Origin of the sequence: Pseudomonas oryzae (assembly GCF_900104805.1) — a bacterium.
In the GTDB taxonomy this organism is placed as follows: domain Bacteria; phylum Pseudomonadota; class Gammaproteobacteria; order Pseudomonadales; family Pseudomonadaceae; genus Geopseudomonas; species Geopseudomonas oryzae.
On the sequence record NZ_LT629751.1, the window covers coordinates 1,128,904 to 1,151,406 of the forward strand.

The following is a 22,503-nucleotide window of genomic DNA, read 5'->3' on the forward strand; positions in this document are numbered from 1 at the left end:
ATGGCAATCCTGGTAATCGCTGAACACAACAACAGTGCCCTGGCTGCCGCCACCCTCAATACCGTGGCCGCCGCTACCCAGATCGGTGGCGACATCCATGTGCTGGTCGCCGGCCAGGGTTGTGCCGCCGTGGCCGAGGCCGCGGCCCAGGTCGCCGGCGTGGCCAAGGTGCTGCGCGCCGACGCCCCCGCCTACGCCCACCAGTTGCCGGAAAACCTCGCGCCGCTGATCGTCGAGCTGGCGCGCAACGGCTACAGCCACGTGCTGGCGCCGGCCACCACCAACGGCAAGAACTACCTGCCGCGCGTCGCCGCGCTGCTCGACGTCGAGCAGATCTCCGAGATCGTCAGGGTGGTTTCCGCCGACACCTTCCAGCGGCCGATCTACGCCGGCAACGCCATCGCCACCGTGAAGTCTTCGGCCAGCGTCAAGGTCATCACCGTGCGCAGCACCGGCTTCGACGCCGTGGCCGCCACCGGCGGCAGCGCGAGCATCGAGGTCATCGACGCCGCTTGCGATGCCGGTATCTCCAGCTTCGTCGGCGAGGAACTGGCCAAGTCCGAGCGCCCCGAACTGACCGGCGCGAAGATCGTCGTCTCCGGCGGGCGCGGCATGCAGAACGGCGACAACTTCCAGTTGCTCTACGCGGTGGCCGACAAGCTCGGCGCCGCGGTGGGTGCCTCGCGCGCCGCCGTCGACGCCGGCTTCGTGCCCAACGACATGCAGGTGGGGCAGACCGGCAAGATAGTCGCGCCGCAGCTGTACGTCGCCGTCGGCATTTCCGGTGCCATCCAGCACCTGGCCGGCATGAAGGATTCCAAGGTGATCGTGGCGATCAACAAGGACGAGGAGGCGCCGATCTTCCAGGTGGCCGACTACGGCCTGGTCGCCGACCTGTTCGAGGCGGTGCCCGAGCTGGAACGCGCCCTGTAACACACCTGGCCCTCTGTAGGGGCGAATGAATTCGCCTTGCGAGTGTTTTGGCGAATGAATTCGCCCCTACAGACCGGGCACGCGATTGCCCTGCACCCATCCCGGGAGACTGCCATGACCGATTCACCTCTGCTCGTCGAGCGCAGCGGGGCCGTCGCCCATCTGCGCTTCAACCGTCCGGACGTGCTCAACGCCTTGAGCGTCGATCTGGCCCATGCGTTGCTGGAGGCCTGCCAGTCGCTGGCCAGCGACAGCGCCGTGCGCGTCGTCGTGCTCAGTGGCAACGGCCGCGCCTTCATGGCCGGCGGCGACCTGGCGGCGATGCGCGCCGCGCCGGTGGAAGCCGCCGACGCGCTGATCCGCCCGTTGCATCAGGCCGTGCAGTTGCTCGCCGAGATGCCCCAGCCGGTGCTCGCCAGCGTGCACGGCGCCGCTGCCGGCGCCGGCCTGAGCCTGGTGCTGGGCGCCGACCTGGCCATCGCCGCCGAGGGCACGCGCTTCAACTTCGCCTACACCGACATCGCCGCGAGCTGCGACGGCGGCGCGTCCTGGGCCTTGCCGCGCCTGCTCGGCCTGCGTGGGGCGCTGGAAGTCGCCCTGCTGGCCGAGCCGTTCGATGCCGCCGAGGCGCTGCGCCTCGGGCTGCTCAACCGCGTGGTGGCGGCCGAGAAGCTGGCCGAATCGACCCACGAGATGGCCGAGCGCCTGGCCGCGCGCGCGCCGCATGCGCTGGCCGGCCTCAAGCGGCTGCTGCGCCAATCGCTGCAGCAGCCGCTGGCCGAACAGCTCGCCGCCGAGCACCGGGGCTTCCTCGACTGCGCCGGCCGTCCCGAGTTCGTCGAGGCCATCGACGCCTTCTACGCCCGGCGCAAGCGCGGCTGAGCGACACATCAATCCGTGTAGGGGCGAATTCATTCGCCCGGATACCCCGCCAGGACGAATGAATTCGCCCCTACAGGTCGGGAAACGCCCCCTTTCACGCCCAGAAATCAAGGAGAGTGGAATGCGCATAGGTATTCCCCGCGAAACCCACGCCGGCGAAACCCGCGTGGCCGCCACGCCGGAAACGGTGAAGAAACTCGTCGGCCAGGGCCATCAGGTCGTCGTCCAGTCCGGCGCCGGTATTGCTGCCAGCGTCCCCGACGACGCCTATGTCGCCGCCGGTGCGCGCATCGGCTCGGCCGCCGAAGCCTTCGGCGCTGGCCTGGTGCTCAAGGTCGTCGCGCCCAGTGCTGACGAGCTGGCGCTGATGCAGCCCGGCGCCGTGCTGGTCGGCATGCTCAACCCGTTCGACACCGCCAACCTGGCGCGCATGGCCGCGCGTGGCATCACCGCCTTCGCCCTCGAGGCCGCGCCGCGCACCTCGCGCGCGCAGAGCCTCGACGTGCTGTCGTCGCAGGCCAACATCGCCGGCTACAAGGCGGTGATGCTCGCCGCCAACCACTACCCGCGCTTCATGCCGATGCTGATGACCGCCGCCGGTACGGTGAAGGCCGCCCGCGTGCTGGTGCTCGGCGCCGGCGTCGCCGGCCTGCAGGCGATCGCCACCGCCAAGCGCCTGGGCGCGGTGATCGAGGCCTCGGACGTGCGTCCGGCGGTCAAGGAGCAGGTGGAATCGCTCGGCGCCAAGTTCGTCGACGTGCCCTACGAAACGGATGAAGAGCGCGAATGCGCCCAGGGCGTCGGCGGCTACGCGCGGCCGATGCCGAAATCCTGGATGGAGCGCCAGGCCAAGGCCGTGCACGAGCGCGCCAGGCAGGCCGACATCGTCATCACCACCGCGCTGATTCCCGGCCGTCTGGCGCCGACCCTGCTGCACGAGGCCACGGTGGCGGCGATGAAGCCCGGCTCGGTGGTCATCGACCTGGCCGCCGCCCAGGGCGGCAACTGCCCGCTGACCGTGCCCGGCGAGGTGGTGGTCAAGCACGGCGTGACCCTGGTCGGCCATACCAACCTGCCGGCGCTGGTGCCGGCCGATGCCTCGGCCCTGTACGCGCGCAACCTGCTGGATTTCCTCAAGCTGGTCCTCGACAAGGACGGCCAGTTCCAGCTCAACCGCGAAGACGACATCGTCGCCGCCTGCCTGATGTGCACCGACGGGCAACTGGTGCGGACCAATGGCAACGCACCCGCCGCCACCGCTCCGGCCTCCCAAGCAACCGCATAAGGACCACCGCCATGGACCCGATCTCCGACGGTCTCTACAACCTGATCATCTTCGTGCTGGCGATCTACGTCGGCTACCACGTGGTGTGGAACGTCACCCCCGCGCTGCACACCCCGCTGATGGCGGTCACCAACGCCATCTCCGCCATCGTCATCGTCGGCGCCATGCTGGCCGCCGCGCTGACCGAAACCGGCCTGGGCAAGACCATGGGCACCCTGGCCGTGGCGCTGGCCGCGGTCAACGTGTTCGGCGGCTTCCTGGTCACCCGGCGCATGCTGGAAATGTTCAAGAAGAAAGACAAGCCGGCCAAGGCGGAGGCGCACTGAGATGAGCATGAACCTGATCACTGCCCTCTACCTGGTGGCGTCCGTCTGTTTCATCCAGGCGCTCAAGGGCCTCTCGCACCCGACCAGCTCGCGCCGGGGCAACCTGTTCGGCATGGTCGGCATGGCCATCGCCGTGCTCACCACCGTCGGCCTGATCTACAAGCTCGGCGCGCAGATGGGCGAAGGCGCCGGCATCGGCTACGTGGTCCTCGGCCTGCTGCTCGGCGGCACCGCCGGCACGATCATGGCCAAGCGCGTGGAGATGACCAAGATGCCCGAGCTGGTCGCCTTCATGCACAGCATGATCGGCCTGGCCGCGGTCTTCATCGCCATCGCCGCAGTCGTCGAGCCGCAGTCGCTGGGCATCGTCGCGCAGCTGGGCGACGCCATCCCGGCCGGCAACCGCCTGGAGCTGTTCCTCGGCGCGGCCATCGGCGCGATCACCTTCTCCGGTTCGGTGATCGCCTTCGGCAAGCTCTCCGGTAAATACAAGTTCCGCCTGTTCCAGGGCGCGCCGGTGACCTTCGCCGGCCAGCACTGGCTGAACCTGGCGGTCGGCCTGGCCATCGTCGGCCTCGGTCTGGCCTTCACCTTCAGCGGCGACCTGACCGCCTTTGCCGTGCTGGTGGCGCTGGCCTTCGTCATCGGCGTGCTGATCATCATCCCGATCGGCGGCGCCGACATGCCGGTGGTGGTGTCGATGCTCAACAGCTACTCGGGCTGGGCGGCGGCGGGCATCGGCTTCTCGCTGAACAACTCGATGCTGATCGTGGCCGGCAGCCTGGTCGGCTCCTCGGGTGCGATCCTCTCCTACATCATGTGCAAGGCGATGAACCGCTCGTTCTTCAACGTGATCCTCGGCGGCTTCGGCGCCGAAGCCGGCGCCGCGGTGACCGGCAGCCAGGAGCAGCGCCCGGTGAAGTCCGGCTCGGCCGACGACGCCGCCTTCCTGCTCGGCAACGCCGACAGCGTGATCATCGTCCCCGGCTATGGTCTCGCCGTGGCCCGTGCCCAGCACGCGCTGATGGAGCTGACCGAGAAGCTGACCCACCGCGGGGTGACGGTGAAGTACGCCATCCACCCGGTCGCCGGGCGCATGCCGGGGCACATGAACGTGCTGCTGGCCGAGGCCGAGGTGCCCTACGAGCAGGTGCACGAGATGGAGGACATCAACCCCGAGTTCGGCCAGGCCGACGTGGTGCTGGTGCTCGGCGCCAACGACGTGGTCAACCCGGCGGCGAAGACCGATCCGAAGTCGCCGATCGCCGGCATGCCGATCCTCGATGCGTACAAGGCGCGCACCGTGATCGTCAACAAGCGCTCGATGGCCAGCGGCTACGCCGGTCTCGACAACGAGCTGTTCTACATGGACAAGACCATGATGGTGTTCGGCGACGCCAAGAAGGTGGTCGAGGACATGGTCAAGGCGGTCGAGGCCTGAGGGGAGGGGAGCCATGCAGCGCGAATACATGGAATTCGACGTGGTCATCGTCGGCGCCGGCCCTGCCGGCCTGTCCGCCGCCTGCCGTCTGAAGCAGAAGGCCGCCGAAGCCGGCCAGGAGCTCAGCGTCTGCGTGGTGGAGAAAGGCTCCGAAGTCGGCGCCCACATCCTCTCCGGCGCGGTGTTCGAGCCACGCGCGCTCGATGAGCTGTTCCCCGACTGGCAGGCCCTCGGCGCGCCGCTCAACACCCCGGTCAAGCGCGACGACATCTATCTGCTGAAGAACGACTCCGCCGCCAGCAAGATCCCCGACTTCGCCGTGCCCAGGACCATGCACAACGAAGGCAACTACATCATCTCCCTCGGCAACCTGTGCCGCTGGCTGGCCCAACAGGCCGAGAACCTCGGCGTCGAGATCTACCCGGGCTTCGCCGCCCAGGAAGCGCTGATCGACGACAAGGGCGTGGTGCGCGGCATCGTCACCGGGGATCTCGGCGTCGATCACGCAGGCAACCCCAAGGACGGCCTGTACACCCCGGGCATGGAGCTGCGCGCCAAGTACACCCTGTTCGCCGAGGGCTGCCGCGGCCATATCGGCAAGCAGCTGATCGCGAAGTACCAGTTGGACGCCAAAGCCGACGCCCAGCACTACGGCATCGGCATCAAGGAGCTGTGGGAGATCGACCCGGCCAAACACGAGCCGGGACTGGTGGTGCACACCGCCGGTTGGCCGCTGAACGACGACAACCCGGGCGGCTCCTTCCTCTATCACCTGGAGAACAACCAGGTGGTGGTCGGCCTGATCGTCGACCTGTCCTACAGCAACCCCTACCTTTCGCCGTTCGACGAGTTCCAGCGCTACAAGCACCACCCGGTGATCAGGCAGTACCTGGAGGGCGGCAAGCGCATCGCCTACGGCGCCCGCGCGATCTGCAAGGGCGGCCTCAACTCGCTGCCCAAGCTGGTCTTCCCCGGCGGCGCGCTGATCGGCTGCGACGCCGGCACCCTCAACTTCGCCAAGATCAAGGGCAGCCACACCGCGATGAAGTCCGGCATGCTGGCCGCCGAGGCGATCGTCGAGGCGCTGGCCGCCGGTCGCGAGGGCGGCGACGAGCTGAACAACTACGTCAAGGCCTTCGAGGACAGCTGGCTGTACGACGAGCTGTTCCGCAGCCGCAACTTCGGCGCGGCGATCCACAAGTTCGGCGCCATCCTCGGCGGCGCGTTCAACTTCGTCGACCAGAACCTGTTCGGCGGCAAGATCCCGGTCACCCTGCACGACAATAAGCCGGACCATGCCTGCCTGAAGCCGGCCGCCCAGTGCCAGCGCATCGAGTATCCCAAGCCGGACGGCAAGCTCAGCTTCGACAAGCTGTCCTCGGTGTTCCTCTCCAATACCAACCACGAGGAAGACCAGCCCTGCCACCTGAGGCTGGCCGACGCCTCGATCCCGCTGGCGAAGAACCTGCCGCTCTTTGATGAGCCGGCGCAGCGCTACTGCCCGGCCGGGGTGTACGAGATCGTCATCCAGGAAAACGGCGAGAAGAAGTTCCAGATCAACGCGCAGAACTGCGTGCACTGCAAGACCTGCGACATCAAGGACCCGGCGCAGAACATCACCTGGGTGACTCCGGAGGGAACCGGCTGACCGAACTATCCGAACATGTGAGTGAGGTAGGGGGGAGGGCGCATGATCCCGGCAGTGCTGCGGAGGACTGAACAGGAGGCGGCCGGCCGCTGCCTCCCCGTCCACTGGCGTCTAACCGGTTAGAAACTGACCTGATAGCCGAGGGTGAAGGTGCGGCCACGGCCGGCGAAGAACTGGTCGTCGCGGGTGCTGGCCGCCTGCGCGTAGTAGGTCATGTAGTCGCGGTTGAACAGGTTCTCGACGCCGAAGCTGACCGCGCCGACCGGCAGCTGGTAGCCCAGCGAGGCGTCCACCAGACTGTAGCCGTCGAAGTCCAGGCCGGGGGTTTCGAAGCTGCGACTGGCGTAGTGGTTGGCCTGTACGCGGCTGTTCAGCTTGTCGCTCCAGTTAGCCTGCCAGCTCAGGCCGTAGCGGTCCGGAGCGATGTTGGCGCCGTCCAGATCGGTGTCCACCTTGCCGTCGCCATCGGTATCCGACTCGCCGTCGAGTCTGGCGTAGCTGGCCTGCAGGCGATGGACGTCGTTGATCTGCCAGCCGGCGCTGGCCTCGACGCCGTCGATTTCGGTGCGCTCGCGGCGCACCTGATAGACGCCGCCGACGTTCTGCAGGCGCGAACCGAGGTCGGAGTCGGACTCGAAATAGCTGATCTCGAAGTCGACGTCCTGCCAGTTCAGGCGCAGGCCGATCTCGCGGTTGTCGGTGACGATCGGCTGCAGGTCGAGGAAGCTGTCGACGCTCTGGTTGGGCTGGCTGATGCCGCGCAGCACGCGCCCGACATCGGGCATGCCGAAGCCTTCGGAGTAGTTGGCGAAGACCTGTGCCCAGTCGGTCACCCGGAACACCAGGCCCGCGTTGTACAGGGTTTCCTCGAAGTCGGGCTTGCCGCCTTCCACGCTGACCCCGCCCGCCGGCTTGGTGGTCGAGGCGATGGTGCGGAAGCTGTCGACGTCCAGCTCGGCGAACTCGTGGCGCACGCCGCCGTGCAGGGTCAGGCGCTCGGTGGCGCGCACCTCGGCCTGCAGGAAGGGCGCGAGGTTCTGGAATACGGTCTCCGGCACCCACTCGCGGTCGGTGGCGATCAGCATCTGGCTGGTGGTGTCCTGCAGGAAGTCGAGGCCGCCGGTGAGCTTGAGGTAGCCGTCGAGCATGTCGTCACGGCTGAGGCTGAGCTTGCCGCCGTACTTGTCCGACTCGTTCTGCGACTGGTCGAACAGGGTGCCCACCGGGGCAATCGCCGGATCCTGGAAGCTGGGCAGGGTGTTGCCGCCGTAGCGGGCGCGGAAACGCTGGCTGAACAGCTGCGCGGTGAGCTGGTTGCCGGCCAGGTCGGTGTTGCTGTAGGTCAGGCTGGTGGCCAGTACCTCGTTCTGCGGCGCCTTGCCCGGCGGCTGGCCCTTGCGCGAGGTGGTCGGGATGCCGGCGTCGCGATCGCCCGGCACGTTGACGTACTCGTGCTCGCCCTCGAGCTCGAAGCGGTTGACCATCAGTTCCAGATTCTGCTCGGAGTCGAACCAGTAGCCGAGCTTCACCAGCAGGTCGGTGCTGGCGGAGTCCATGATGTCGCCCTGGGTGTCGTCGACACCGATCAGCTCGCCGTCGGCGTCGTAGAACATGCCGCGGGTCTGGCCGCTGATGGCGGCCAGGTAGTCCCAGTTGCCCTCGCTGCCCTCGACGCGGTAGTCCAGCTTGTAGCCCATGCCTTCGCCGTTGAAGTCGTCGGAGGCTTCCAGGCTGATGCCGGCGTGCTGCGTCATGCTGCCACCCTGCGGCCGACGGGTGACGTAGTTGATGATGCCGCCGGTGGCGCCCAGACCGTGCTCGGCGCTGGCGCCGTGGATCACCTCGATGCGCTCGACCATCGACAGGTCGATGGTGTAGCCGTCGCGGCCGCCGGCACGCAGCGGGGTGGATTGCGGCACGCCGTCGATCATCACCAGCGCCGCGCGGCCGCGGAAGGTCTCGCCGGCGTTGCTCAGCTTCTGCCGGCTGGGCGAGTAGGAGGGGATCAGGTTGCTCAGCACCTGGCCGTGATCCGAGGTGATCGCCAGCTGCTGCTCGATCTGCTCGCGGGTGATCACGGTGATCTTCTGCGGGGTCTTGCCGACTTCGCTCTTGCCGCGGGTGGCGTTGATGGTCAGCGTATCCAGCTCGAGAGCCTCTTCGGCCAGGGCCGTTGCACAGGGCAGGGCCAGGCAGACCAGCGAGATGGAAAGGCAGAGGCGGGTTTTGCGGAACACGTGGCGACTCCTGATCTTGGATTTGTGGTGATGCCCGAAGCCCCGGACGGCGCTCGGGTTTTTTCGGGGCGAACGACGGCGCGCCCCGCATGCCTGCGGTGCTTCGGTGCCTGGTCGGTTGGGGGCTGCCGTGGTCGCCATTGCCGTGAGCGACAACGGCTGAGCTGCAGATGGACGCTGCTGGGTACAGATGCGATTACTTGGCTAACGAGAATTATTAACGAATCGTAAGGGGAGTGTAAAGCGGGCGAGGCACGGCACTGCCGAGCCGGATGAGCGCTGTAGCGGTGGCAGCGCCTGCCGCAGTCGGAGCGCATGACACTCGGTTCGCAGCAGACCAACGGCTCCCGGTCGGTTAAGATTCCGCGCCTTACGTCCCTGCCAAGATCATGCCGTGCCCACTCGCCGCTTAACGCCCCTGCTCGGGCTGCTGCCCGTCCTGTTCACCAGTCCTTCCGGTTGGGCGGAGGACCTGTTCCTCGACGGCAAAGCCCTGCCCGAGGTGCTCACCGCCACCCGTCTCAGGCAGTCGCCGGCGGCGGTGCCGGGCAGCGTCACCGTCATCGACCGCCAGCTGATCGAGGCCAGCGGGGCGCGGGACATTCCCGAGCTGATGCGCCTGGTGCCCGGGATGATGGTCGGCCACACCGGCTACGCCGAGAGCAACCTGGCCACGGTCAACTACCACGGCAGCCGCGCCACCGAGGCGCGCCGCCTGCAGGTGCTGGTCGACGGTCGCTCGGTGTATCGCCCCGGCCTGGCCACCGTCGACTGGCTCGACATCCCGCTGGCGATCGAAGACATCGAGCGCATCGAGGTGTTCCGCGGGCCGAATACCGTCAGCTACGGCGCCAATGCCCTGATGGGGGTGATCAGCATCATCACCCGCCGTCCGGCCGACAGCCAGGGCAGCCGCCTGAAGTACACCCGCGGCGAGCGCGGCGTGGACGACTGGTACGCCAGCCAGGGCTTCCAGGCCGGCAGCGGCGACTTCCGCCTGTCGCTGTCCGGGCAGGAGGACAACGGCTTCCACCACACCAACCGGGACGAGAAGTACCGCGACAGCCGGCGCAGCACGCGCATGCAGCTCAGCGCCAGTCACGACCTGGCCGGCGGCCAGAGCCTGGACTGGCAGCTGGCGGCCAAGGAGGGCAGCAACCAGCGCAACTACGACTACGAGGACGAGCCGCTGCTGGAGGACATCGTCGAGCCGGGCGACACCGACAGGGACGTCACCGCGCGCGACTTCGCCGGTTCGCTGCGCTGGAACCTCGACCTCTCGCCCGCGCACAGCGTCCAGGTGCAGACCTACGCGCAGCGCTGGGAGCGGCGCCAGGCGTGGCGCCGCTGCGACGTCCGGCTGGCCTTCGATCCCGATGTGGCCAAGCTGTTCGCCATGAATCCCGACTATCTCGACGACGTTGCCGGCCATATCGATGCCGGGCTGACCTATCCGCCGCGCGGGCCGAATCCCCAGCAGATCCTCGACAAGAACGATCCGATGTACCTGCTGGCGATCCGGATCATGGACAAGTTCTACAGCGATCCGTCGATGAGCGAGGCCGTCTGCGGCGACACCGATCAGGACATCGACGAGACCCGCTACGACCTGGAAGTGCAGGACACCCTCAGCCTGACCCCCGATCTGCGCCTGCTCAGCGGCATCGGCTACCGTCACGACCGGGTCGACTCGCAGACCTACTTCAACGGCGCGATCGACAACGACATCGGCCGCCTGTTCGCCCACCTGGAGTGGTACCTGACCGAGCACATACTGCTGCAGGGCGGCGCCATGTACGAGAACGACAGGCTCAGCGGCGACTCGCTGACCCCGCGCGTGGCGCTCAACTACCTGATCACCCCGCGCCACGGCCTGCGCTTCGTCTATTCCGAGGCCATCCGCTCGCCGGACATGCAGGAGAACAACGTCGACTGGAGCTACCGGCTGGACAACCTGAGCGGCCTGCCGGGGCGCAGCAGCGCGTACGCCTACGGCTGGGCCAAGGGCTCGGGCGATCTCGAGCAGGAGATCATGCGTTCGCGGGAGATCGGCTACAATGGCCACTTCGACTTCGGCCTGAGCATCGACATCAAGATCTTCAACGACGAACTGCACCAGATGATCAGCGAACCGCTGGACGTCAACGAGTTCGTGGTCAGCAACAACAACTGGATGTGGTTCCGCGGCGCCGAGACCGAGATCGACTGGCGCATCGGCAACCGCGACCGCCTGCGCCTGACCTATGCCTACGTCGACTTCGACGCCTCGCACAAGAGCGACCGCCGGCTGACCGCGCGCTACAGCGGCTCGGGCGGCTGGATGCATGACTGGGGACGCGGCTGGTCGAGCGGGCTGTTCTACTACGGCGCCGACCTGCTCAACGAGCGGCGCTTCGAGCGGGTGGACGTGCGTCTGGCCAAGCGCTTCGACCTCGGTCGCACCGACCTCGAGCTGGCCGGCGTGCTGCAGCAGCGTCTGGACGACGAGGCGCTGACCTGGCGGGAAAATCTCTACGACGACCGCCGGCAGGTCTACTTCAGCGCGCAGCTGACGTTCTAGTAAAGCGGTTGCAATGGCGCGGAAATCCTGCGAAAACCCCCGCCCCGGCAGCCAGCAGCGGCTGCCGCCCGAACGAGAGCGAGCCATGAGCAACGAACTGCAGATCGAAGACATCCAGCTGGGCGACGGCAAGGCCGTGGTCAAGGGCGCCCTGATCACCACCCAGTACACCGGCTGGCTGGAGGACGGCACCAAGTTCGACTCCTCCTGGGACAAGGGCCGGCCCTTCCAGTGCGTGATCGGCACCGGGCGGGTGATCAAGGGCTGGGACCAGGGGCTGATGGGCATGCAGGTCGGCGGCAAGCGCAGACTGTTCGTGCCGGCCCACCTGGCCTACGGCGAGCGGCAGATCGGCGCGCACATCAAGCCCAACTCCAACCTGATCTTCGAGATCGAGCTGCTGGAAGTGCTGACCCGCGACGACTGACCGTCGCGGCCAACGCTCAGCCCGGCGCCACGCGGCCGGCGAGCTGGCGCAGCCAGCCGTAGCCGCTGACCAGCACGATGCCGGCGACCACCAGCAGGGCGCCGGTCAGGAAGCCGGGCTCGACCGGCTCGCCGAGCAGCCAGGCGCCGAACAGCACGCCGAGCAGCGGGGTGAGGAAGGAGAACACGCCCAGGCGCGAGGCCAGGTAGCGGCGCAGCAGGGCGAACCAGATCAGGAAGCTGACGAAGCACACCAGCACCGACTGGAAGGCCAGGCTGGCCCACACCGCGCTACTCGGCACGAAGGTGGTGTGGCCGAACAGCAGGGCCGCCGGCAGGATCAGGGCGAAGCCCGTCGCCAGCTGGTAGAGCAGCGTCTGGCTGGCCGGCAGCGCTGACAGGCGCGTGCTGCGCACCAGCACCGTGGTCGCGCCCCAGCAGGCGCCGCCCAGCAGGGCGAGGAAGTCGCCCCAGAGGATGTCCGTCAGCGTTGCGGAGTCGCCGCCGAGTCCGCCGAGGAAGGCGAGGGCGATGCCGGCGAAGGCCAGGCCGATGCCCAGCCACTGCAACGGCGCCAGGCGCTCGGCGGGCAGTTTCCAGTGCAGGCCGAGGGCGGCGAATACCGGCGCGGTGTAGAGGAACACCACCACATGGCCGGAAAGGGTGTGGCGCAGGGCCTCGCCGACCAGCATGTACTCGAAGGCGAACAGCGCGCCGGCGGCCAGGCCGGGTTGCCAGATGCCGTCATCCAGGCTCATGCGCTCGCCGCGCAGGCGCATCAGGGCCATCAGCAGTACGGCGGCGATCCCCGAACGCAGGGCGATCTGCAGCATCGGCGAGAAGTCGGCCGCCGTCGCCTTGAGGACGACCTGCTGGATACTCCAGATCAGGCAGAGGAGAAGCATCAGGCCGACGGCCTGACTATCGAGGGGGCTGCGCGAATCCACGGTGCGCTCCGCAGGCATGGAACAAGGGCGCACATTGTCCTGCGGCGGCGGCGCGCCCGCCAGCGGAAAACCCCCCGCCCCGTAGCGCCGATGCCATCCTGGCCGCCGCGGCGCCCGGGACTGCGCTGCCCCGTGCACCGCGCATCTCGCAAAAACTGACGTGGATCAACGCTGCAGCCAATCCCCCGGGAAATCCCCGGGGTCAGTCATGAAATGAAAAACGGCTGTCGCCGAATGAAAGGTCGACGGCCTGGCGCCTCCCTAAATTCCTCCTCACGGCCTGACCGGCAAGCCCCGCCATCCGGCGCCTCGCCCGGTCGCTGCAACCGACCTTCGCCTGAGGAGAACAACAAGATGCGCGTAGAACCACTCACCTGCAGTATCGGCGCCGAGCTGATCGGCGTGAACCTCGCCGATGCCGTCCACGACGACGGCCTGTTCAACGAGATCAAGGGCCTGCTGCTGCAGAACAAGGTGCTGTTCCTGCGCGATCAGGACATTTCCCGTCCGGATCACGTGGCCTTCGCCCGCCGCTTCGGCGCGCTGGAAGACCATCCGATGGCGCCGACCCATCCGGAAGCGCCGGGTCTGGTGCAGATCTACAAGCGCCCCGACCAGCCGATCGACCGCTACGAGAACGCCTGGCACACCGACGGCACCTGGCGCGAGACCCCGGCGCTGGGCTGCGTGCTGCGCTGCGTGCAGTGCCCGCCGGTGGGTGGCGACACCATGTGGGCCAACATGGCGCTGGCCTACGAGCGTCTGCCGCTGGAGATCAAGGAGCAGATCGAGGGCCTGCGCGCCAACCACAGCTTCGAGTCGTCCTTCGCCGCCGCCATGCCGCTCGAGCAGCGCCTGGCGATGAAGGCGCAGTACCCCGACGCCGAGCACCCGGTGGTGCGCACCCACCCGGAAACCGGCGAGAAGATCCTCTTCGTCAACGCCTTCACCACCCACTTCACCAACTACCACACCAAGGAGCGGGTGCGCTTCGGCCAGGACTACAGCATGGGCGGCAGCGACCTGCTGCGCTACCTGATCGGCCAGGCCTACATCCCCGAGTACCAGGTGCGCTGGCGCTGGAAGCCCAACAGCATCGCCATCTGGGACAACCGCAGCACCCAGCACTACGCGGTCATGGACTACCCGGCGTGCCATCGCAAGATGGAGCGCGCGGCCATCGTCGGCGACAAGCCCTTCTGAAATCCGAACAGCACAACAAGCACAACACCGAGCAATCCGAGGAAAACGCCATGAACTTCATCGATGGTTCCCTGTTCGTCGAAAACATGCAGAAACTGGTCATCACCGCCGCGCCCTACGGCCCGGAGTGGATGCCCTCCGACTTCCCGGAAGACATCCCGGTGAGCATGGAGGCGCAGATCCAGAAGGCGGTCGACTGCTACAACGCCGGCGCCACCGTGCTGCACGTGCACGTCCGCGAGGAGGACGGCAAGGGCTCCAAGCGCCTGTCCAAGTTCAACGAACTGCTGGCCGGCATCCGCGAGGCGTGCCCGGGGATGATCCTGCAGGTCGGCGGTTCGATCTCCTTCGCCCCGGAGAACGACGGCGACGTCGCCAAGTGGCTGTCCGACGACACCCGCCACATGCTGGCCGAGCTGACCCCGACGCCGGACCAGGTGACCATCGCCATCAACACCAACCAGATGAACGTCTGCGAGCAGATGACCGCCGCCGACATCCGCGGCACCTCGCTGGCCGAGCCGGCGATGCTCAAGGCCTACCAGGAGATGACCATCCCGGCAGGTCCCGCCTGGGTCGAGGAGCACATCCGCCGCCTCTCCGCCAAGGGCATCCAGACCCACTTCCAGCTGGCCAACATCACCCAGCTCAACACCGTCGAGCGCATGATGCGTCGCGGCGTGTGCAACGTGCCGCTGATCCTCACCTGGGTGGCCATCGGCGGCGGCTTCGACTCGCCCAACCCCTACGACCTGGCCAACTTCGTGCGCGCCTGCCCGGATGGTTCGGTGCTGACCCTGGAAACCAGCATGCGCAACGTGCTGCCGCTGAACATGATGGCCATCGCCCTGGGCCTGCACGTGCGCTGCGGCATCGAGGACAACATCTGGAACCAGAAGCAGACCGCGAAGATGACCACCGTCGAGCAGATCGAGCAGCTGGTGCGCCTCTCCCGCGAGTTCGGCCGCGAGGTCGCCAACGGCCAGGAGGCGCGCGAGATCTACAGGATCGGCACCTTCTACAAGGACGCCGACGAGACCCTGGCCAGGAACGGCTTCGCCCCCAATCGCAAGCCGGGGCAGGTGGGCTTTACCCAGCACGCCTGATTCCTTGAGCGGCCAGCGCTGAGCTGAGCCTTGCCGGCACGCCCGGCAGGACCTGCATGCAGATGCAGGCCTGCCGCGCCTGCCGGCTTTTTTGCATGCGGCGCGCGGAGGGGCAGGAATCCCCAGCGGTTGTCATGAAATGAAAAATCGCTGTCGCCCGATGAGAAGCGCCGGGCAGGGCAACTCCCTAAATTCGCTGTTACACGAGCGGCAGTGCTCAACAAGAATGCATTTGGGAGACAAGCATGGCCAAAGCCGTACGCTTCTATGAAACCGGTGGTCCCGAGGTTCTGCGCTACGAGGATGTCGAAGTCGGCGAACCCGGTCCCGGTCAGGTCCGCCTGCGCCATGTGGCGGTCGGCCTGAACTACGCCGACACCTACTTCCGCAACGGCACCTACCCGATCCCGCTGCCCAACGGCATGGGCGTGGAAGCCTCCGGCGTGGTGGAAGCGGTGGGCGAGGGCGTGACCAACGTGGCGGTCGGCGATCGCGTCACCTACACCGGCTTCCTCAACACCCTCGGCGCCTACTCGACCGAGCGCCTGATCCCGGCCGCGCCGCTGATCAAGCTGCCGGAGACCATCGCCTTCGAGACCGCCGCGGCGATGACCATGCGCGGCCTGACCTCGGCCTACCTGATGCGCCGCATCTACGACTTCAAGGCCGGCGACACCGTCCTGCTGCACGCCGCCGCCGGCGGCGTCGGCCTGATCGTCTCGCAGTGGGCCAAGCTGCTCGGCCTCACCGTGATCGGCACCGTGTCCACCGAGGCCAAGGCGGAAGTCGCCCGCGCCCATGGCTGCGACCACACCATCAATTACAGCCACGAGGACGTCGCCAAGCGCGTCCGCGAGCTGACCGACGGCGTCGGTGTCAACGTGGTGTTCGACAGCGTCGGCAAGAACACCTTCATGGCCTCGCTGGACTCGCTCAAGCGCCGCGGCCTGATGGTCTGCGTCGGCACCGCCTCCGGGCCGATCCCGGCCTTCGATCCGGTGCTGCTGGCGATGAAGGGCTCGCTGTACCTGACCCGCCCGGCGCTGGCCGACTACATCGCCGATCCGGCCGAGAAGGCCGACCTGGCCGGCGAGCTGTTCGACCACGTCGGCAGCGGCCGCATCAAGATCGAGATCAACCAGCACTACGCCCTGCAGGACGCCGTGGAAGCCCACCGCGACCTGGAGTCGCGCAAGACCACCGGCTCGTCGATCTTCGTCATCTGAGGAGGCCCGCCATGCAAGTCGAACAACTGACCTGCGCCATCGGCGCCGAGCTGGTCGGCGTCAGGCTGGCCGACGCCATCCACGACGACGGCCTGTTCGCCGAGATCCGCGCCCAGCTACTCAAGCATCGCGTGCTGTTCCTGCGCGACCAGGACATCAGCCGCGCCGAGCACGTGGCCTTCGCCCGCCGCTTCGGCGAGCTGGAGGACCACCCGGTGGCCGGCAGCGACCCGGAGCATCCGGGCCTGGTGCAGATCTACAAGCGTCCCGACCAGCCGATGGACCGCTACGAGAACGCCTGGCACACCGACGCCACCTGGCGCGAGGCGCCGCCGCTGGGCTGCGTGCTGCGCTGCGTGGAGTGCCCGCCGGTGGGCGGCGACACCATGTGGGCGAACATGGTGCTGGCCTACGAGCGCCTGCCCGACGAGGTGAAGGCGAAGATCGCGGGCCTGCGCGCCCGCCACAGCATCGAAGCCAGTTTCGGCGCGGCGATGCCGATCGAGAAGCGCCTGGCGCTCAAGGCCCAGTTCCCGGACGCCGAGCACCCGGTGGTGCGCACCCATCCGGAAACCGGCGAGAAGGTGCTGTTCGTCAATGCCTTCGCCACCCACTTCAGCAACTACCACACCCCGGAACACGTGCGCTTCGGCCAGGACTACAACATGGGCGGCAGCGACCTGCTGCGCTACCTGATCAGCCAGGCGTACATCCCGGAGTACCAGGTGCGCTGGCGCTGGAAGCCCAACAGCATCGCCATCTGGGACAACCGCAGCACCCAGCACTACGCCGTCATGGACTACCCGCCGTGCCATCGCAAGATGGAGCGCGCCGGGATCATCGGCGACAAGCCGTTCTGAATCGCGCGTCACCTGCGTGCATGCCAGCGCCGCCCCGGCCCGACCGGGGCGGCCAGATAACAAGACCGAGGACTACAACATGCAATTCTTCGACGATTCCCTGCACCCCGAGAACATGGAGAAGGTGGTCATCACCGTCGCCCCCTACGGCCCCGAGTGGATGCCCGCCGACTTCCCGGAAGACATCCCGGTGACCATGGACGAGCAGGTGCAGAAGGCCGTCGACTGCTACGAGGCCGGCGCCACCGTGCTGCACCTGCACGTGCGCGAGCTGGACGGCACCGGCTCCAAGCGCCTGTCCAAGTTCAACGAGCTGATCAAGGGCGTGCGCGAGGCCGTGCCGGAGATGATCATCCAGGTCGGCGGCTCGATCTCCTTCGCGCCGGAAGGCGAGGGCGAGGCGGCCAAGTGGCTGTCCGACGACACCCGCCACATGCTCGCCGAGCTGACCCCCAAGCCCGATCAGGTCACCGTGGCGATCAACACCACCCAGATGAACATCATGGAGCTGCTCTACCCGGAATACCTGGAAGGCACCTCCCTGGCCAACCCGGCCTACCAGGCCGCCTACAGCGAGATGACCGTGCCGGCCGGCCCGGCCTGGGTCGAGGAGCACCTCAAGCGCCTGTGCGCCAACGGCATCCAGCCGCACTTCCAGCTGACCGGCATGCACGCCCTGGAAACCCTCGAGCGCCTGGTGCGCAAGGGCGTCTACAAGGGCCCGCTGAACCTGACCTGGATCGGCATCGGCGGCGGTTTCGACGGCCCCAACCCGTTCAACTTCTTCAACTTCATCCACCGTGCGCCGGACGGCTGCACCCTGACCGCCGAGTCGCTGCTGAAGAACGTGCTGCCGTTCAACATGATGGCCATGTCCATGGGCCTGCACCCGCGCTGCGGCATCGAGGACACCATCGTCGGCCAGCACGGCCAGCGCATGACCTCGGTCGAGCAGATCCAGCAGTGCGTGCGTGTCGCCCACGAGCTGGGCCGCGAAGTGGCCAACGGCAAGGAAGCGCGCGAGATCTACCGCATCGGCGTGCAGTACGACAGCGTCGAGGAAACCCTGCTGGCCAACGGCATGGCGCCGAACCGCAAGCCGGGGCAGAAGGGCGTGCCGCAGCGCGGCTGATCCCTGAGCGGGAGGGAGGCCACAGGCTTCCCGCCCCCTCTACGCTCTTCATACAGGTTGTGCAAAGGCTTCACCCTTGTGGCGAAGCCTTTGCAGAACCCGGTCAGGCATGACCCATAACAACAAGACACGCGCCAAACACAGATTAAGGAGGCAGCATGGCCGGCTACCATCCCACCGCCGACGACGGCGAGGACACTTCCATCGGCATCCCGCGTCGCTACGCCTGGATCGTCTTCGCCCTGACCTTCGGCCTGCTGATCTCCGACTACATGTCGCGGCAGGTGCTCAACGCCGTATTCCCCATGCTCAAGGGCGAATGGGCGCTCTCCGACGCCCAGCTCGGCCTGCTCAGCGGCATAGTCGCGCTGATGGTCGGCCTGCTGACCTTCCCCCTGTCGCTGCTCGCCGACCGCTTCGGCCGGGTCAGGAGCCTGACCATCATGGCCGTGCTGTGGAGCCTGGCGACCCTCGGCTGCGCGGTGGCGGAGAGCTACGAGCAGATGTTCGTCGCCCGCTTCCTGGTCGGCGTCGGCGAGGCCGCCTACGGCAGCGTCGGCATCGCCGTGGTGGTCTCGGTGTTCCCGCGCGAGATGCGCGCCACCCTGTCCGGCGCGTTCATCTCCGGCGGCATGTTCGGCTCGGTGCTGGGCATGGCCCTCGGCGGGGTGATGGCCCAGCATTTCGGCTGGCGCTGGGCGTTCGCCGGCATGGCGTTCTTCGGCCTGGCCCTGGCGCTGCTCTATCCGATCATCGTGCGCGAGGCGAAGATCGCGCCCCAGCGCATCGTCGACGCCGCCAGCAAGGCGGCGCTCAAGGCCCAGCGCCCGCTGCGTACTCTGTACTCCAGCCGCTCGGTGATCTGCGCCTACGTCGGCAGCGGCCTGCAGCTGTTCGTCGGCGGCACCGTGATCGTCTGGATGCCCAGCTACCTGAGCCGCTACTACGGGATGGGCACCGACCAGGCCGGTGGCGTCGCCGCCATCATCGTGCTGTGCAGCGGTGTCGGCATGATCCTCTGCGGCATGCTCAGCGACCGCCTGTGTCGCAACCGTCCGGATCGCAAGATCGGCCTGGCCATGAGCTACTGCCTGGGCAGCTGCCTGCTGCTGTCGGCAGCCTTCGCCCTGCCGGTAGGCACCGCCCAGCTGGCGCTGATCTGCCTGGGCATGCTGATCGCCGCCGGCACCACCGGTCTCGCCGGGGCGATGGTCGCCAACCTGACCCACTACACCGTGCACGGCACCGCGTTCGCCACCCTGACCCTGGCCAACAACCTGCTGGGCCTGGCCACCGGCCCGCTGCTGACCGGCAAGGTGTCCGACCTGATCGGCCTGGACAACGCCTTCCAGCTGGTGCCGCTGGTCAGCATCGCGGCGGCGGCGGTGTTCTTCTACGCCAAGCGCTACTACCTGAACGACATGGCCCGCCTGAAGGGCGAGGGCGTCGAGGAAAGCGCCAGCGAAGCCGCGCTGGAGGCCCAGTCGTGAGCCAGCCGCTGCATATCGAGGTGTTCTTCGACTTCATCTGCCCCTGGTGCCTGATCGGCAAGCGCCAGCTGGAGCGCGCGCTGGCCCGTCTGCGCGCCACCCGGCCGGATGTGAAGGTCGAACTGGAGTGGCATGGCGTGCAGCTGCTGCCGGACCTGCCGGCCGCGGGCGTGCCGTTCGCCGAGTTCTACCTGCGCCGCCTCGGCAGCGAGCAGGCCGTGCGCCTGCGCCAGGCCCAGGTGCGCGAGGCAGCCAGCGCCGCCGGGGTGGACATCGACTTCGCGCGCATCCTGCGCATGCCCAACACCGCCGACGCCCACCGCCTGCTGCAGCGCGCCGCCGCCATCGGCACCGCGCAGAAGGTCGAGGACCTGCTCGAGTGCCTGTTCGCCGCCTACTTCCACAACGGCGAGGATCTGGGCGATCCCGCCACCCTGCTGGTGATTGCTGAAGACTGCGGCTTCGCCACGACGGACCTGGCCGACGCCCTGCGCGGCGACGGCGCTCCGTTCTTCGGCGAGGCGGCCGGCATGGCCGCCGGCGGCGTGCCGTGCTTCGTCTTCGACCGCCAGCTGACGGTATCCGGCGCGCAGTCGACCGAGGTGCTGCTCGGCGCCATGCACGCCGCGCTGGCGCGCCGGGAGCAGCCGGCATGACCCGCCACATCGAAGTGGCGGCCGCCAGGGTGCCGGCGCCCGGCGCGCGCGCGCTGATCGAATCGGACGGCAAGAGCCTGGCGCTGTTCAACGTCGCCGGCCAGTTCTACGCCATCGACGACGGCTGCCCGCACCAGGGGGCCTCGCTGTGCGGCGGGCGCCTGGACGGGCGGGTGATCCAGTGCTGCGCCCACGGCCTGCGCTTCGACCTGGCCAGCGGCTACCTGCTCAACTCGACCGCGCTCAAGGTCGCCCGCTATCCGGTCGAGGTGCAGGCAGACGGCCGGCTGTTCATCGTCATCGCTTCCGAGGAGTCCGCGCCATGAGCGCCATCGCTCTCGTTTCCATCCCCAGCCGCGTGCGCGAACTGGCGCCGGGCTTCACGGTCAGCCTGATCGTCGCCGCGGCGGCGACCTTCCTTTCCGAGCACTACGGCGCGCCGGTGATGCTGTTCGCCCTGCTGCTCGGCATGGCGCTCAACTTCCTGTCGGCGGACGGCAAGTGCAAGGTCGGCATCGAGTTCACCGCGCGCACCGTGCTGCGCATCGGCGTGTGCCTGCTGGGCATGCGCATCACCCTGGAGCAGATCGCCGGCCTCGGCTGGAAGCCGGTGGCGCTGGTGGTGATCCTGGTGGCGGTGACCATCAGCGTGTCGGTGGTGGCGGCCAGGGCGCTCGGCTTCCAGCGCCTGTTCGGCATGCTCACCGGTGGCGCCACCGCCATCTGTGGCGCCTCGGCGGCGCTGGCGCTGTCCGCCGCGCTGCCCAACCACCCGCAGAAGGAACGCGCCACCCTGTTCACCGTGATCGGCGTGTCGGCGCTGTCCACCGTGGCGATGATCCTCTACCCGATGATCGCCAACTGGTTCGGCCTGTCGCCGCAGGACGCCGGGGTGTTCCTCGGCGCCACCATCCACGACGTCGCCCAGGTGGTCGGTGCCGGCTACAGCATGTCCCCGGAGACCGGCGACACCGCCACCGTGGTCAAGCTGATGCGCGTCGCCATGCTGCTGCCGGTGATCGTCTGCGCGGCGATGATCACCCGCATGCAGGGCGCCGACCCAACCGGCAAGCGCCCGCCGCTGCTGCCCTGGTTCGCCGTCGGCTTCCTGATCCTCGCCTGCGTCAACAGCACCGGCTGGGTGCCGACGCTGGTGCAGGGCGGGGTCAACGAGCTGTCGCGCTGGTGCCTGGTGATCTCGATCAGCGCGCTGGGCATGAAGACCCAGCTCAAGGAGCTGGCCTCGGTGGGCATCAAGCCGATCCTGCTGATGGTGGGCGAGACCGCCTTCCTAGTCGCGCTGGTGCTGGCGCTGATGCACTGGGTCCTGTGATCGCAGGGACGTCGTAGGGGCGAATTCATTCGCCAGATTGCCTCGCCAAGGCGAATGAATTCGCCCCTACAGCGGACTCCCGGGCTGCGTGTAATCAACAAGAAAGAGACGATGCGATGAACAAGCTTTATCCCAACGCCCAGGCCGCCCTCGACGGGCTGGTCGCGGACGGCATCACCCTGGCGGTCGGCGGCTTCGGTCTGTGCGGCATCCCCGAGGCGCTGATCGCGGCACTGCGCGAGACCGGCAAGCAGGGCTTCACCATCATCAGCAACAACTGCGGGGTCGACGACTTCGGCCTCGGCCCGCTGCTGTTCAGCCGGCAGATCGCCCGGATGATTTCCTCCTACGTGGGCGGCAACAAGGAGTTCGAACGCCAGTACCTAGCCGGCGAGCTGGAGCTGGAGTTCACCCCGCAGGGCACCCTGGCCGAGAAGCTGCGCGCCGGCGGCGCCGGCATCCCGGCGTTCTTCACCCGCACCGGCTACGGCACCATCGTCGCCGAGGGCAAGGAGACCCGTCAGTTCGACGGCGAGTGGTACGTGATGGAGCGCGCGCTGACCGCCGACGTGGCGCTGATCAAGGGCGCCAAGGCCGACAAGGCCGGCAACCTGGTGTTCGACAAGACCGCGCGCAACTTCAATCCGCTGTGCGCCAAGGCCGGCAAGGTGTGCGTCGCCGAGGTGGAGGAGATCGTCGAGATCGGCGAGCTGGACCCCGACCAGATCCACCTGCCGGGCATCTACGTGCAGCGTCTGGTGCTCAACGCCAACCCGGAAAAACGCATCGAAGTCCGCACGGTGAGGAACTGA

At 67.7% G+C, this 22,503-nt stretch carries 20 protein-coding genes; 18 read left to right on the forward strand and 2 right to left on the reverse strand.

Annotated features, from left to right (window positions below; genetic code table 11):
- The 6 genes from BLT78_RS05165 (at window position 1) to BLT78_RS05190 (ending at window position 6,515) form a co-directional block, all read left to right on the forward strand.
- A complete protein-coding gene (locus BLT78_RS05165) occupies window positions 1–933 on the forward strand; it encodes an electron transfer flavoprotein subunit alpha/FixB family protein (protein ID WP_090347937.1) in 933 nt (310 codons plus the stop codon).
- A 114-nt stretch (window positions 934–1,047) separates the two neighbouring features.
- Window positions 1,048–1,815: an enoyl-CoA hydratase/isomerase family protein gene (locus BLT78_RS05170; protein ID WP_090347938.1), complete on the forward strand. Its 768-nt coding sequence runs from the start codon at window positions 1,048–1,050 to the stop codon at window positions 1,813–1,815.
- A gap of 121 nt (window positions 1,816–1,936) precedes the next feature.
- Complete coding sequence (locus BLT78_RS05175; RefSeq protein ID WP_090347939.1) at window positions 1,937–3,100, forward strand: Re/Si-specific NAD(P)(+) transhydrogenase subunit alpha; 1,164 nt, start codon at window positions 1,937–1,939, stop codon at window positions 3,098–3,100.
- Between the two features lie 11 nt (window positions 3,101–3,111).
- Window positions 3,112–3,426: an NAD(P) transhydrogenase subunit alpha gene (locus BLT78_RS05180; RefSeq protein WP_041506114.1), complete on the forward strand. Its 315-nt coding sequence runs from the start codon at window positions 3,112–3,114 to the stop codon at window positions 3,424–3,426.
- Window position 3,427: 1 nt separating this feature from the next.
- Entirely contained in the window at window positions 3,428–4,867 is a 1,440-nt protein-coding gene (locus tag BLT78_RS05185; protein WP_090347940.1) for an NAD(P)(+) transhydrogenase (Re/Si-specific) subunit beta, read from the forward strand.
- Between the two features lie 13 nt (window positions 4,868–4,880).
- On the forward strand, window positions 4,881–6,515 hold the full coding sequence (locus tag BLT78_RS05190; RefSeq protein WP_090347941.1) for an electron transfer flavoprotein-ubiquinone oxidoreductase: 1,635 nt from the start codon (window positions 4,881–4,883) through the stop codon (window positions 6,513–6,515).
- Window positions 6,516–6,634: 119 nt separating this feature from the next.
- Here the strand turns inward: BLT78_RS05190 and BLT78_RS05195 are convergent, their stop codons facing one another.
- Complete coding sequence (locus BLT78_RS05195; protein WP_090347942.1) at window positions 6,635–8,752, reverse strand: TonB-dependent receptor; 2,118 nt, start codon at window positions 8,750–8,752, stop codon at window positions 6,635–6,637.
- A 394-nt stretch (window positions 8,753–9,146) separates the two neighbouring features.
- Between BLT78_RS05195 and BLT78_RS05200 the strand changes: the two genes are divergently transcribed.
- Together BLT78_RS05200 and BLT78_RS05205 are read left to right on the forward strand one after the other, a co-directional pair.
- A complete protein-coding gene (locus BLT78_RS05200) occupies window positions 9,147–11,312 on the forward strand; it encodes a TonB-dependent receptor plug domain-containing protein (RefSeq protein ID WP_408003092.1) in 2,166 nt (721 codons plus the stop codon).
- Window positions 11,313–11,397: 85 nt separating this feature from the next.
- Complete coding sequence (locus tag BLT78_RS05205; protein ID WP_090347943.1) at window positions 11,398–11,739, forward strand: FKBP-type peptidyl-prolyl cis-trans isomerase; 342 nt, start codon at window positions 11,398–11,400, stop codon at window positions 11,737–11,739.
- A gap of 16 nt (window positions 11,740–11,755) precedes the next feature.
- On the opposite strand, the gene BLT78_RS05210 is transcribed toward BLT78_RS05205, so the two are convergent.
- Window positions 11,756–12,685, reverse strand: a complete 930-nt coding sequence (locus tag BLT78_RS05210; protein WP_090347944.1) for a DMT family transporter — start codon at window positions 12,683–12,685, stop codon at window positions 11,756–11,758.
- Window positions 12,686–13,039: 354 nt separating this feature from the next.
- On the opposite strand from BLT78_RS05210, the gene BLT78_RS05215 reads away from it, so the two are divergent.
- The 10 genes from BLT78_RS05215 to BLT78_RS05260 all read left to right on the forward strand — a co-directional run bounded on the left by BLT78_RS05215 (window position 13,040) and on the right by BLT78_RS05260 (window position 22,503).
- A complete protein-coding gene (locus BLT78_RS05215) occupies window positions 13,040–13,888 on the forward strand; it encodes a TauD/TfdA dioxygenase family protein (protein ID WP_090347945.1) in 849 nt (282 codons plus the stop codon).
- Between the two features lie 50 nt (window positions 13,889–13,938).
- Window positions 13,939–14,994 (forward strand): BKACE family enzyme, encoded by a 1,056-nt coding sequence (locus BLT78_RS05220; RefSeq protein WP_090347946.1) that lies wholly within the window; start codon window positions 13,939–13,941, stop codon window positions 14,992–14,994.
- A gap of 245 nt (window positions 14,995–15,239) precedes the next feature.
- On the forward strand, window positions 15,240–16,220 hold the full coding sequence (locus BLT78_RS05225) for a quinone oxidoreductase family protein (RefSeq protein ID WP_090347947.1): 981 nt from the start codon (window positions 15,240–15,242) through the stop codon (window positions 16,218–16,220).
- A gap of 11 nt (window positions 16,221–16,231) precedes the next feature.
- Entirely contained in the window at window positions 16,232–17,080 is an 849-nt protein-coding gene (locus BLT78_RS05230; RefSeq protein WP_090347948.1) for a TauD/TfdA dioxygenase family protein, read from the forward strand.
- A 79-nt stretch (window positions 17,081–17,159) separates the two neighbouring features.
- Window positions 17,160–18,212, forward strand: a complete 1,053-nt coding sequence (locus BLT78_RS05235) for a BKACE family enzyme (RefSeq protein ID WP_090347949.1) — start codon at window positions 17,160–17,162, stop codon at window positions 18,210–18,212.
- Between the two features lie 158 nt (window positions 18,213–18,370).
- Window positions 18,371–19,702 (forward strand): MFS transporter, encoded by a 1,332-nt coding sequence (locus tag BLT78_RS05240; RefSeq protein ID WP_090347950.1) that lies wholly within the window; start codon window positions 18,371–18,373, stop codon window positions 19,700–19,702.
- A complete protein-coding gene (locus BLT78_RS05245) occupies window positions 19,699–20,358 on the forward strand; it encodes a DsbA family oxidoreductase (protein WP_090347951.1) in 660 nt (219 codons plus the stop codon). The genes BLT78_RS05240 and BLT78_RS05245 overlap by 4 nt, the downstream gene beginning before the upstream one ends.
- A complete protein-coding gene (locus tag BLT78_RS05250) occupies window positions 20,355–20,684 on the forward strand; it encodes a Rieske (2Fe-2S) protein (protein WP_090347952.1) in 330 nt (109 codons plus the stop codon). Before BLT78_RS05245 ends, BLT78_RS05250 begins: the two co-directional genes overlap by 4 nt.
- Window positions 20,681–21,691 carry a YeiH family protein gene (locus BLT78_RS05255; protein ID WP_090347953.1) on the forward strand — a complete coding sequence of 337 codons (1,011 nt, stop codon included), beginning with the start codon at window positions 20,681–20,683 and terminating at the stop codon, window positions 21,689–21,691. Before BLT78_RS05250 ends, BLT78_RS05255 begins: the two co-directional genes overlap by 4 nt.
- Window positions 21,692–21,807: 116 nt before the next feature.
- A complete protein-coding gene (locus BLT78_RS05260; RefSeq protein WP_090347954.1) occupies window positions 21,808–22,503 on the forward strand; it encodes a CoA transferase subunit A in 696 nt (231 codons plus the stop codon).

Coding starts and splice junctions, on each gene's coding strand:
- BLT78_RS05165 (WP_090347937.1), top strand. CDS start 1: ATGGCAATCCTGGTAATCGCTGAACACAACAACAGTGCCCTGGCTGCC.
- BLT78_RS05170 (WP_090347938.1), top strand. CDS start 1,048: ATGACCGATTCACCTCTGCTCGTCGAGCGCAGCGGGGCCGTCGCCCAT.
- BLT78_RS05175 (WP_090347939.1), top strand. CDS start 1,937: ATGCGCATAGGTATTCCCCGCGAAACCCACGCCGGCGAAACCCGCGTG.
- BLT78_RS05180 (WP_041506114.1), top strand. CDS start 3,112: ATGGACCCGATCTCCGACGGTCTCTACAACCTGATCATCTTCGTGCTG.
- BLT78_RS05185 (WP_090347940.1), top strand. CDS start 3,428: ATGAGCATGAACCTGATCACTGCCCTCTACCTGGTGGCGTCCGTCTGT.
- BLT78_RS05190 (WP_090347941.1), top strand. CDS start 4,881: ATGCAGCGCGAATACATGGAATTCGACGTGGTCATCGTCGGCGCCGGC.
- BLT78_RS05205 (WP_090347943.1), top strand. CDS start 11,398: ATGAGCAACGAACTGCAGATCGAAGACATCCAGCTGGGCGACGGCAAG.
- BLT78_RS05215 (WP_090347945.1), top strand. CDS start 13,040: ATGCGCGTAGAACCACTCACCTGCAGTATCGGCGCCGAGCTGATCGGC.
- BLT78_RS05220 (WP_090347946.1), top strand. CDS start 13,939: ATGAACTTCATCGATGGTTCCCTGTTCGTCGAAAACATGCAGAAACTG.
- BLT78_RS05225 (WP_090347947.1), top strand. CDS start 15,240: ATGGCCAAAGCCGTACGCTTCTATGAAACCGGTGGTCCCGAGGTTCTG.
- BLT78_RS05230 (WP_090347948.1), top strand. CDS start 16,232: ATGCAAGTCGAACAACTGACCTGCGCCATCGGCGCCGAGCTGGTCGGC.
- BLT78_RS05235 (WP_090347949.1), top strand. CDS start 17,160: ATGCAATTCTTCGACGATTCCCTGCACCCCGAGAACATGGAGAAGGTG.
- BLT78_RS05240 (WP_090347950.1), top strand. CDS start 18,371: ATGGCCGGCTACCATCCCACCGCCGACGACGGCGAGGACACTTCCATC.
- BLT78_RS05250 (WP_090347952.1), top strand. CDS start 20,355: ATGACCCGCCACATCGAAGTGGCGGCCGCCAGGGTGCCGGCGCCCGGC.
- BLT78_RS05255 (WP_090347953.1), top strand. CDS start 20,681: ATGAGCGCCATCGCTCTCGTTTCCATCCCCAGCCGCGTGCGCGAACTG.
- BLT78_RS05260 (WP_090347954.1), top strand. CDS start 21,808: ATGAACAAGCTTTATCCCAACGCCCAGGCCGCCCTCGACGGGCTGGTC.